The following is a 12,175-nucleotide window of genomic DNA, read 5'->3' as shown; positions in this document are numbered from 1 at the left end:
ATTTTCATAGCCCACAAGTACGTTATTTCCATTAACGGACGGGCGTTTTCCCGATAAGATTAGCTTGTAACCGAAAACATCGGATCCATTACTAGGAGGTAAGCATCGCATGAAAAAGCACGGGGGAATCAATAAACCGGCTGCCGTTCTCGTCGCGGCTGCGCTCGCAGCGGGATTGCTGTCGGCTTGCGGTTCGGACAAAGAGGAAAACGCGGCCAATGGAGCTTCGGCCAACGGAGCTAACGCGAGCGCGAACGCCAACGCCGGCACGAACGCGAACGCAAGCACCGACGCCAATGCCGCGAACACGGATAATGCAGGGAACGCGAGCACGAACGCAGCGGGTAACGCGGACGCGGCAAGCGACCAAGTCGTCGAAATCACGGTGTGGGATCAGCCGTCCCCGGACGACCCGGGCAAGTCGTTCATCGAGGATCAGTTCGCGAAGTTCGACGCAGCCCATCCGAACGTCAAGGTCAAGCATGTGGAAGCCTGGCAGCCGGACGTCCGCGAGAAGTTTCTGACGGCCGTCGCCGGCGGCGAAGGACCGGATCTGTCGCTGGCGGCGTTCCCGGATATGCAGGTGTATGTTCCGAAAGGCATTGCCGCCGACATTACGGACATGGTCAACAATTCGCCGGATAAGGACCGCTTCGTCGACGGCGCGTTCAACCTGGCGACGAAAGATGCCAAAATCTACGGCATTCCGAACGACATGTACACGAGCGGCCTGATCTACAACAAGAAGCTGTTCGCGAACGCGGGCATTGCGGCGCCGCCGAAGACTTGGGATGAATTCGCCGCCGACGCGAAGCTCGTTCAGGAGAAGAACGCCGGCATCGTCGGCTTCGATATCCTTGGCATGGACTGGGCGGACTGGCATTTCGAGTATTACGTCTGGCAGGCCGGCGGCGATCTGACGGCGCAGGAAGCCGACGGTTCGGCGACGCTGCAGTTCACGTCCGACGCGGCTGTCAAGGCGCTCCAGTATTACAAGGATCTCAAGTGGAAGTACAACGTGACGCAGAAGAACGTCGTGCAGGATATCGGCGAGAACGAGAAGGACTTCTACAGCGGCCGTTCCGCGATGATTATCGGCACGTCGGACAGCTTCACGAATTTCGTGGGCAGAGGCATGAATCCGGCCGATATCGGCTTCGCTCCGTTCCCGGCAGGTCCGTCCGGCAAGGCGCCCGCGCAGGTCGGCGGCAGCTTCTGGATGCTGAATCCGAAATCGACGCCGGAGCAGCAGAAAGCGGCGTTCGACTACGCGATGTACTTCATGTCCAAGGACTACAATGACGCGCTCGGCCAGTTCAAGGTCGACAACGGTCTCGGCGTTCGTCCGTTCAGCGTGCTGAAGGACTTCGACGTTACGAAATACGTCAAGGACGTGCCGCAGGATTATCTGGATGCCGTGAACGAGTCCGCCAAAGACCAGCATCTGGAATATTTCCTGAAGAGCAGTCTGAGCAGCTATCTCGTCAAGCCGATCCAGAAGGTATTGCTCGACAAGAACGCAGACCCTGCGACCGAACTGAAGAAGGCGCAGGAGTTGGCGCAGAAGGAAGTCATCGACAAATACAACAGCGACCTCAAAGCGGCGAAATAAACGCCTCAGAGGACATCGGGATGAGGGCGAACGCAGCGTTTTCCGGCTCCGCCGGGAAACGCAAGCCAATCGCCCTTTCCGCCTCGGAAATCCCGACATAAGGTGGTGCGGATATGGAAAATCATTTGGAGTTGAAACGGCATGCCGTCGCGAAGACGCAGGTCGAGGCACGGACGCGCGGGAGAATTCGGATTCGCTGGACGCCGGTGCTCTTCCTGCTGCCGTCCCTGATCGTGTTCTTCGTGTTCAAGTACTATCTCATTCTCGATGCGGTCTATATTAGCCTATTTAACTACGATATCGTAAACCCGCCCGGCAAGTTCGTCGGGCTTGGCAATTATTTCGAATTCCTGAAGTCGGAGACGTTCTGGGTGGCGATGAAGAACACGATGATCTTCTTCGTCCTGTCGGTGGCCATGGTATTCTGGGTACCGATCGTGCAGGCGCTGTTCTTAAGCCAGGTGAAGCGCTGGAACGGTTTCTATCGCGTGCTGTACCAGATTCCGGGCGTGCTGCCGGTCGTCGCCGGCGTGCTGCTGTGGAAGTGGATGTACAATCCCGACCACGGGCTGTTCAACTACCTGCTGGCCAAAATCGGCCTCGGTCCGTACGGCTGGCTGAACGACCTGCACATGACCAAGTTCGCCATCGTGCTGCCCGGTTTCTTCACCGGCGGGGGCGTCGGGGTGCTGCTCTACTACGCCGCCATCAAGTCGATCTCGGCGGAGCTGTTCGAGGCGGCGAAGATCGACGGCTGCGGCCCATGGCGCCGAATGGGGATCATCATCCTGCCGAACATCAAGTTCGTCATCCTGATCCAATTCGTCGGCTTCATGTCCGGCGTGCTGCTCTCGTTCGACAACATCTTCGTCATGACGCAGGGCGGACCGGCCGATGCTTCGCTCGTCGTCGCGCTCATGATTCAACGCACGGCCTTCGTGCAGTCGCGCTTCGGCATCTCGGCGGCGCTGTCGTTCTTCATGTTCATCGTCATCGCCGTGCTGACCGTCATTCAGTTCCGCTTGCAGAAGGAGGAGGATTAACCGTGATGAAAGGCAAACGCATCCGGGAGAAAGGCGAACGCAAAGTCGCGATCGCCTCGTACATCATCACGGTCGGCTTCATCGTGCTCGGCATCCTTCCGCTCGTCTGGCTGCTGCTGACATCGCTCATGGACAACGAGTCCATCAACGCGACGACGCCGAAGTTCCTGCCCGACGTGCCGCGTTCGATCGCGATCACGCTCGATTACTCCGGCCAGGAGAAGCGGGACGAGGACTTCTACCGCAAGGACGCGATGAAGGCGACCTGGTTCCCGTGGATGGCGAACATGCGCGAGAATATCGGTGAAATCGACGTGACCGGCATCAAGGACGGCGCCGAATTGTACCATGCGAAGACGACGTCGGCGGAGTTCTCCGTCGGCCAGCCCTTCATCGTGCCGACGCAAGTGTTCAACGACAACGTCATGCAGGCCAAACTGCCGCGCATCAAGGAAAGCGGGTTGTCCAAGTTCGCCTGGTACGGCGAGGGCTTGCGCGTAGCCCCGCTCTCCGGGACGGTGTCGAAGGCGGCGCTCAGCCAGTCGCTGCAAGCGTTCTTCGACGACCGTCATTTGCTTGACGGCGAATTGACGGGCCTGAAGCAGTCGCGCAACTGGCTGCGCTTGTTCGACAGCTACCGGAGCTTGAATATTCTGGCCTCGGAAGCGAACGTGAGCTTCGGCTTCTATCATTATTTCGGCAACAGCCTGCTCATCTGTGTCATCGTTATCGCCTGGCAGCTCGTCTTCGGGGCGATGGCCAGCTATTCGCTCTCCCAGCTCGTGCGCAGCAAACGAACGAAATTCGTCGTGCTCATGTATTTCCTGGCGACGATCATGATTCCGGGCGTGTCCGTGCTCATTCCGCAGTATCTCCTTATGCAGAAGCTGCATCTCGTGGACAATATCTGGGCGATTATTCTGCCGCATTTCGCCTGGGGGTTCGTGATCTTCTTGTTCAAAGGGTTCTTCGACCAGCTGCCGAAAGAGCTGCTGCAGGCGGCGCGCGTGGACGGAGCTACGGAGTTCCGGACGTTCCTGCGCATCGTCGTGCCGATGTCGATTCCCGTGTTTACGATCGTCGGGGTCATGACGTTCATTCCGGTCTGGAATGATTTTCTGTGGCCGTACATCGTAACGAAATCGCCGCATAATTGGACGTTCACGGTAGCGATGAACGATCTGCAGGGCGGCCGCAATCCACGTCCCAACTTAATCAGCGCAAGCGGCGTCGTCTCGATGATTCCGCTGATGCTCGTCTTCATGGGCACGCAAGGCGCGATCGAGAAAGGCATCAATTTCACCGGCATCAAAGGGTAAGGCGAAGGTCATCGCTTGAAAGGGGGAATGCGGGCGGGCGGGGGAGCCCGGGCAACTATCGTACTCGGGAAAGCGAGGTGGGCGGCAGAAACGGAGAACTTGCATCCGGGAGTCGGCATCACATTCTTCATTTCTCAGGAGGTCATGATATTCCGATGTTAATGGCGAATAAACGCACGCTTTCGTATCTCTTGCTCGTATCCCTGCTCGTCATGCTGGGCTCCGTCCTTGGACCGTCCGGCGCCGGCGCGTACGCCGTGCCGAATTCCAGGGGCGGGATGAACGCCCAATGGTACTACGGTACCGACGCGGAGCTGAACACCGCGGCCGATCAAGCCAAGGCCGCGGGCGTGCAGTGGGTCCGCATCGATTTGAAATGGAGCCTCGTGCAGCCGACGAACGCAACGTCTTGGGATTGGACCTGGCCGGACAAAATGGTGAACAAAGCGCTGAGCCGCGGGCTCGGCGTCATTCTCGTCGCGTCGTATTCGCCGAGCTGGGCGAACGGCGGTCATTCCGACGATCGTTATTATCCGTCCGACGTCAACGCATGGAAAACGTTCCTCGATACGGCCGCCAGACGGTATTTGCCGCTCGGGGCGACCGTGTTCGAGCTGTGGAACGAACCGAACAATTCGCCGCAATCGAGTCCCGCGCTCTACACGAGCAACATCTTGAAGCCCGGCTCGGACGCGATCCGCGCGGCATCGTCCGACGTGCACGTGCCGGTGACGATTCTGAACGCCGCGTCCGCGTCGCTGCTCGGCGTGTCGGGCATCGTGGATCCATATGCCTGGCTGGACGGGATTTACGCGAACGGCGGGAAGGACTATTTCGACGCGGAAGCCGTACACCCGTATTGCTGGCCGCTCGCGCCCACGACGACGAGCACTTATAATCATCTGCTGCGCACCGTTGAGCTGCATAACACGATGGCCGCTTACGGCGACGGCGGCAAGCAAATCTGGGCAACGGAGTTCGGCTATCCGACCCAAGGCCCGAACACGGTCACGGAGCAGCAGCAAAGCGATTATATCGCGAGCGCGTTCCAAGTATGGACGCAGTCGTCCTGGCTGTCCTGGACGGGGCCGATGATTCTGTACACGTACAAGGACGGCGGCGTCAGCACGACGGATCCGGAGCTTAACTTCGGCCTGATCCGCAGCGACTGGACGTTCAAGCCGATCATGAACCAGCTGCCGACGATCATGGCGAGCGTGCCTCCGGCGCCGGCCGTGCCGACTTCCGGATACAACAGCGCGTCCAACCCGCCTCCCGCGAGCGGAACGACGCTTATAAGCGGTTTTGAAAGCGCTTCACAGTGGACGGGCGAGGCAGCCGTCGCCGCGGATACCGCGCATAAGACGGAAGGCGGACAGTCGCTCAAGGCGACCTATCCCGTCAACACGGGATGGAAAAATTTCAACTACGCGATCGCGAGCCCGTACCTGAATTTGGGCAGCGCCACGGAACTTAAGCTGGACGTCTACCCTTACAGCCAGACGCCGGGCACGTACAGCGAGCCGGTCGAGCTGAAGCTGCACGATGTGACGGGCGGGGTGATCTACGAGCAGCAGCTTCCGCATCTGACCGCGAACCAGTGGAACACGGTAACGGTCAGCCTGACCGGCATCGCGGCGGCGAACCGCCAGAAGCTGGATTACATCGATCTGTACCTGTATTCGGGATTTACGGGCGAAATCGGCGGCCGGACTTCGGTCGCGTACGGCTTCGACAATCTGCGGTTCACCCCGACGGCCATCAACGGCTTCGAGAATACGTCGCAATGGGCGGGGGAGGCGACGGGCGTCGCGGATACCGCGCACAAGACGGAGGGGAACCAGTCGATCAAGGCGACCTATGCGGTTTCGAGCGGCTGGAAGAACTTCTATACCGACATCGCGAGCCCGTATCTGAACCTGTCCGCGGCGGCATCCATCAAGCTGGACGTCTATCCGCTCAGCCAGACTCCGGGCACCTACAGCGAGCCGATCCAACTGAAGCTGCATGACGTGACGGGCGGGGTGATTTACGAGCAGCAGCTGCCGCATCTGACGGCGAACCAGTGGAACACCGTCACGATCAATTTGAGCGGCATCGCGGCGGCGAACCGCCAGAAGATCGACAACATCAACCTGTACTTATGGTCGGGCTTCACGAACGAAATCGGCGGGCGCGCGAGCGTCGGCTATTATTTCGATAATCTGCGCAACGGCTAACAGGAAGGAGCCGCGGCTGCCTGGGGGCAGCCGCGGCAACAAACCACATAACGGAGGGTGCACAATGTTAAGAAGGATCAATGCCATCGTATTATCGGCCGGTTTGCTTCTCGGGGCAACCGGGCTTGGCATGCTGCCGGCGGAGCGCGCGCATGCGGCGGACGGCCCGGAGGGGATTCAGGAGGTGCTCCTGAACGGCTTCGAGAACGCGGCCGAATGGGGAGGGAACGACGACGGCGTCATCAGAACCGCCGATGCTACTGACAAAACGCAAGGGTCGCAATCGATCGACGTGACGTTCCCGGTTCCCGCTAAAGCCGGCGGCAACCAATGGCGGGAATTCAGCTGGGACACGTCCGCGAGTCCGGTCGACCTCTCAGACGCGACGGACTTGAAGGTCGACATCAAGCCGACCGGCGGGACGGCTCCGCTGCATTTTAAGCTGATCGACGCGGCGGGCGGCGGCATCTACGAGGATTATCTTCCGGTTCTGAATGCCGACGCATGGAATACGTTCACGTTGGACTTCAGCGCCATCCCGGCTCAGAACCGGGCGGCGATCTCGAAAATCATTTTCTACGTCTTCAACGGGGATGACGTTGGCGGCCGTTCGGCGGTGGACTTCAAGTTCGACAATCTGCGGGTCGACAAGCCGGTCGTGCCGTTGTCCGAAATGCTCGTGAACGGTTTCGACAACGCGGCCGACTGGGCGCCTAATTGGGGAGATATGACGACGGCGGCCGATACGGCCGACAAGACGGAAGGGAAACAGTCTTATGACGTGACTTTCCCGGCGCCGAGCGGCGGCCCGTTCTGGAAAGAAATTCATTGGGACACCACGGCGCTTCCGGTGGACCTCTCCAGCGCCGAGACGCTTCAGTTCGATCTGAAGCCGGTGGGCACGCCGACGACGGGCGACATGGAACCGCTGCGCTTCAAGCTGGATAACGGCGGTGTGCTCTACGAGGACGCCATTCCGACCCATACGCTGCAGAACGGCAGCAATCCATGGACCGTTACGGAAGGGCAGGACGGATGGCGCACCTACTCCCTCGACCTTACCAAGCTGCAGGGAGACCGGTCCGCGATCCGGTATTTCATCTTCTATGTATGGAATCAGGACGGAACGATTGCCGGCAGGCCGTCGGTCGAATACAAATTCGACAATCTGCGGGTCATGACGCACCAGGTGCAAGGCGTAACGGCTTCGCCGGCACCGTCGGCCGTAACGGCGGGCACGCCGGTCGCGCTGTCCACGGCGTCGGTCGGCGCGAGCATCTATTACACGACCGACGGCACCGACCCTCGCTCGTCGGCCTCACGGACGAAGTACGTATCGCCGATCGTCGTGAACGAGACGACGAATATTAGAGCGTACGCGGAAATCGCCGGCTCGCGGAGCGCGGTCGGCGTGTACAAGTATACGCTCGGAACCGGTGTTCCGGGCGAGGAGCTGTTCAGCTTGAACAACGGCGTCGCGGATACGGCCGACCGGATGGTCGCGGGCATCCGTAATCCGGCAAGCGTGGGCGAAGACGGCTTCGTGAACGATTGGAGCGGCGCCGCGAGCTTCAAGCTGCCGTCCGATGCCGGCAGGCAGGTCAAAATGTCCGGCTGGAACGGCAGCGACGACTTGTCCGCGGATGTATCGCTGGCATATGACCACGACAATCTCTATCTGCACGCCGTGGTGAAGGACGACGTCCAATCGGATAAATCCGGCGGCGACATCTGGCGCGGCGACGGCATTCAGATGGCCTTCTCCGCCGACGGCTACGCTTACGGACCGGAGTACGGCTTCTCGTACAACGGCGGCTCGCCGAGCAAATTCAGATGGAGCAGCGGCAGCGCCAAGCTCGACGTCGATTCCGTCAAGCTGAAGGCGACCCGCGACGAGAACGCCAAATTGACGACATACGATATCGCGATGCCGTGGCTGGCCGCGCTGCCTGCGGCGCCGAACGGCACCGTGCCGTTCACGCTGCTCATCAACGACAACGACGGTTCGGACCGGAAAGGCTATATCGAATGGACGCCGGGCATCGGCGTATCGCCGAAGGATGCGACCAGCATGGGCACGCTCGCGCTGCTGGATGCGGACACGACATGGGCGGCCACGCTGCACGGGCCGAATAACGGCGTCTCGGGCACGCCTTACGATTACGTGCTGGCGCTGCCGAACTTCGGCGAGAGCGAAGCTCAGTTCCACGTGTCCGTGCCGGCGGCCAACGTGACGGCCGACGTCACCGTTCCTGCTGGCAAGGTCGTTAAGAAGACGATGCAAGTAACGTTCGCCGAGCCCGGCGATCAAGCCGTCACGGCAACCGTCAGCAAGGGCAGCGAAACCCGCGAAGAGCGGATCGACGTCGCCGTTCTGCGCGGCGCGGATCAGCTGACGGAAGCGCTCGATGCGCTGAACGCCAAGCTCCCGGCGCTCGAAGACCTGTTCGCGCAAGCGAAGGCGAAGGGCATTCCCGTCGCATACGAGACGGTGAACCTGGCCGTCATCAAGAACTTCATCCAATACGGCAAGGACGATATCTCCCATTCGTACACGAGCCGCGCGGATTATGTGGAAGGCGAGCTGGAGGCGCTGTACGACGAAGCGGAAACGAACTTGACCGCTTACTTGAACGGCACGAAGACGGCGAAGGCCGTGCCGATGTACGTGACCGGGCGTCCGACGGTCAGCGGCGGATCCCTCATCGCCGGCACGAAGGCCGAAGGGTCGGACGTCACGCAGCAGCGGCCGGTATTCCTGACCGGATACGGCCATTTCAGCCAGGCGCAGAAGGACATTCCGCAGTTCTCGGATCTCGGCGCTAATCTGATTCAGATGGAAATCGGCCCGAACAGCACCGTCACGGCGCCGGCTGAAGGAAGCGATGCCGACTTCGGAATCGACACTTCCTCCATCGCGAGCGGGGTCCTGCCGGTCCTGCAATCGGCGGCAGACCATAACGTCGGGGTAAGCTTGCTCTTGTCCCCGCACTACTTCCCGGATTGGGCCTTGCAGAAGTGGCCGGACCTGAGGAATGACAACGGCGGTTTCCTGCACTACAACATCAACGATCCGCATGCGAAAGAAATCGTCAAGGCATACCTCGACACCGTCGTGCCGATGGTCAAGGACAGCCCTGCGCTGCAAAGCATCGTCATCAGCAACGAGCCGACGTACGATACGCGGACGGACAGCTACGCCGCGACGCAGTGGCCTTCGTTCCTGGAAGGCAAGTACGGCACCATCGCCGCGCTGAATGCCTTGTACGGTACGTCGTACGGCGCTTTCGGCGAGGTGCCGATGCCTTCCGCCAAGACGTCGACGCTGCCGTTCTATGACTGGACGGTATTCAACAACAAGTATTTCTCCGACTGGCATGCCTGGATGGCCGGCATCATTCATGAGCTCGCGCCCGACGTGCCGGTAAGCGCCAAAATCATGGCAAAGCTGGACGATGCGGTCACGCTCGGCGTCGATCCGGAGGATTTCGCCGGCTTCTCCGATCTGAACGGCGACGACAACTGGAACTTCCTCGGAACCGGCGTCAGCGGCTTCACGAAGGAGAACCAATTCTACGACCTGCAAAATTCGCTGCGGCAGGCGCCGGTCTTCAACTCGGAGACGCACGTGATCGCCGACAGGGATACGGTGTACTCGCCGGAGCAGGCGAAGCACGTGGCGACGTCCTTGTTCCAATCGGCGGTGCACGGCAAGTCGGCGTCGGCGATCTGGGTATGGGAGCGGACGTACGACGTGAACAGCGACTTCTACGGCAGCATCCTCGAGCGGCCGGACGTCGTCAAGGAAGTCGGCAAGACGAACCTGGATTTGAACCGTCTCGCTTATGAAGTAACGGCGCTGCAGAACGTGAAGCCGCAGGCGGCGATCCTGTACTCCCTGCCTTCGCTCGTCTATTCCGGCAGCTATCAGGACACCGTCGACAAAGCGTACGACGCGCTTGCGCTGAGCGGCCAGAAGCCTGGCTTCGTCTCGGAGCAGCAGGCGAAAGACGGCGGGCTGGACGCGTATAAGCTGCTGATCGTACCGCAGGCGACGAACGTCGAGGCGTCGACGCTTAACGCCATCCAGGCATTCGTCGCCAAAGGCGGCAAAGTCATCGTCGTCGGCAGCGACTCCCTTGCCAAGGACGAGAATAACCAGCCTTCGGACGCGGCGGCCAGATCGGCGGTCATCGCCGGTTCCAATGTGCTGTCGGACGCATCGGCGTTGAAGCAGACGGTCCGCGAGGCGCTCGCGTCGCTCAAACTGATGAGCGTTCAACTGATCGACAAGAGCACGGGACAGCTGGTCGACGGCGTGGAATGGCAGAGCGCCGTATACAAAGGCAAGCTGCTGATCGACATTGCCGACTACGACTCCGCTTCGGCGTCCAAGAACATCGGCATCGTCGTGAACGGCAAGCCGGCCGGCACGGCGGCAGAGCTCATTAACGGCGGCACGGTCAATGCCGGCGAGTTCGCCATCGAGCTGGAGAAGCCGTATCTGCTACAGCTCGCCGTGAATGCGGGCAATGGCAGCAGCGACGGCGGCGGAGCTGGAGCAGTCCTGCCAAGCGCTCCGAACACGGTGAACGACGCGGTTATCGGCATTGCGCCGACGTTGGACGGCGGCTTGGCGAAGGGCGCGATCACCGCGGACGAATTCGCCAAAGCAGTAGAGCAGGCAGCCGCCAAAGGCAGCCATGACGCTATCGTCGCGCTGCAAGCGGCGGCGGGCGCCAAAGGCTATTCGCTCCAAGTGCCGGCTTCTGCTTTCGCGCAAGGCGGCCAAGACGGAAGGCTGACGGTGCAGACGCCGGCAGGCAGCCTGATGCTGCCGCTCGGCATGTTCGACGAGGCGCTCGTCGGCGACGCCAAGACCATCGAATTGACGATTGCCTTCACCGATGCCGCGGAGCTGGGAGAAGGCGTCAAACAAGCGGTCGACGTGACGATCAAGATCGACGGCAAAGCCGTGCATTGGAACAACGCCGACGCTCCGGTCACGGCAACGATTCCTTACGCGCCATCGGATAGCGAGAAGGCGAATCCGGATCTCCTCGCGGTTCGCTATATCGACGAAGCGGGCCATGCCGTACCCGTACCGAGCGGCCGTTACGACGCGGCAGCCGGGGGAATGGTGTTCAAGGCGACCCACTTCAGCCGTTATGCCGTGGTGTATGCGAACTCGCATTTCGGCGATATCGCAGCCTTCGGGTGGGCGAAGCAAGCCATTGCGGACGTTACGGCCAAGGGCATCATGAGCGGCGTGTCCGATACGCGCTTCGTCCCGGGTCAAAGCATCTCCAGGGCGGCATTCACGGACGCGCTCGTGAAAGCGCTCGGACTGTCCGCATCGTTCGAGGGCAATTTCGGCGACGTGCCTTCCTTGTCGGCTTATTATGAGTCGATCGGCGTCGCGAGAGAGCTCGGCATCGCGAAAGGCGCCGGCGGCGGCTTGTTCCGTCCGGACGCGCCGATCTCTCGCCAGGAAATGGCGGCGCTCGTCGTTCGCGCCATGAAAGCGGCGGGATTAAAGGCGGACAGCGGAACGGCAGCCGACCTGAAGGCGTTTGCCGACGCGCAGAAGGTGGCCGCTTACGCCGTTCTTGACATGGCAACGCTCGTAAAAGCAGGCATCTTGAAAGGAGACGGCAAGCAGCTGCTGCCGAAGGACCAAGTAACGCGGGCCCAAACGGCGGTGCTCGTCGACCGTCTGGCAAGATTGACTAGCTGATGATAGCAAGCCCCCGAGCCGAAACGGCCCGGGGGCTTCTTCGATCGGCGGGCCGCCCGGATCGCCCGGCAAGCGAATGCGAGGCGGAATATCGGCTCCCCCGGCCGCGTGATCGTAGCCGTCGTCCAGTTGCATGGCAAACCGCGCATAATCGTAAATTTCGTCAAACTTCTCCAAAGCCTCTCGAATCGTTGTAATATAAGTAAATGTCACATTTTTGTCTTTCGATATCGTTATAATATCCT

5 protein-coding genes are annotated in these 12,175 nt (G+C 60.6%); all 5 read left to right on the top strand.

Annotation, left to right across the window (positions count from 1 at the left end):
• Window positions 1-109: 109 nt before the first annotated feature.
• Window positions 110-1,612: an extracellular solute-binding protein gene (locus tag GZH47_RS07985; protein ID WP_162639613.1), complete on the top strand. Its 1,503-nt coding sequence runs from the start codon at window positions 110-112 to the stop codon at window positions 1,610-1,612.
• Between the two features lie 113 nt (window positions 1,613-1,725).
• Window positions 1,726-2,655, top strand: coding sequence for a carbohydrate ABC transporter permease (locus GZH47_RS07980; protein WP_162639612.1), 930 nt, complete (start codon window positions 1,726-1,728; stop codon window positions 2,653-2,655).
• 5 nt (window positions 2,656-2,660) lie between these two features.
• Complete coding sequence (locus GZH47_RS07975; RefSeq protein WP_162639611.1) at window positions 2,661-3,974, top strand: carbohydrate ABC transporter permease; 1,314 nt, start codon at window positions 2,661-2,663, stop codon at window positions 3,972-3,974.
• Window positions 3,975-4,129: 155 nt separating this feature from the next.
• Window positions 4,130-6,193 carry a glycoside hydrolase 5 family protein gene (locus GZH47_RS07970; RefSeq protein ID WP_162639610.1) on the top strand — a complete coding sequence of 688 codons (2,064 nt, stop codon included), beginning with the start codon at window positions 4,130-4,132 and terminating at the stop codon, window positions 6,191-6,193.
• 64 nt (window positions 6,194-6,257) lie between these two features.
• Window positions 6,258-11,930, top strand: coding sequence for an S-layer homology domain-containing protein (locus tag GZH47_RS07965; RefSeq protein WP_162639609.1), 5,673 nt, complete (start codon window positions 6,258-6,260; stop codon window positions 11,928-11,930).
• The last annotated feature ends 245 nt before the right edge of the window (window positions 11,931-12,175 follow it).

The sequence above is a fragment of the Paenibacillus rhizovicinus genome (assembly GCF_010365285.1).
GTDB lineage: Bacteria > Bacillota > Bacilli > Paenibacillales > Paenibacillaceae > Paenibacillus_Z > Paenibacillus_Z rhizovicinus.
Note: the sequence above shows the minus strand (reverse complement) of the source record. Positions and strands in the feature narration are given on the sequence as shown.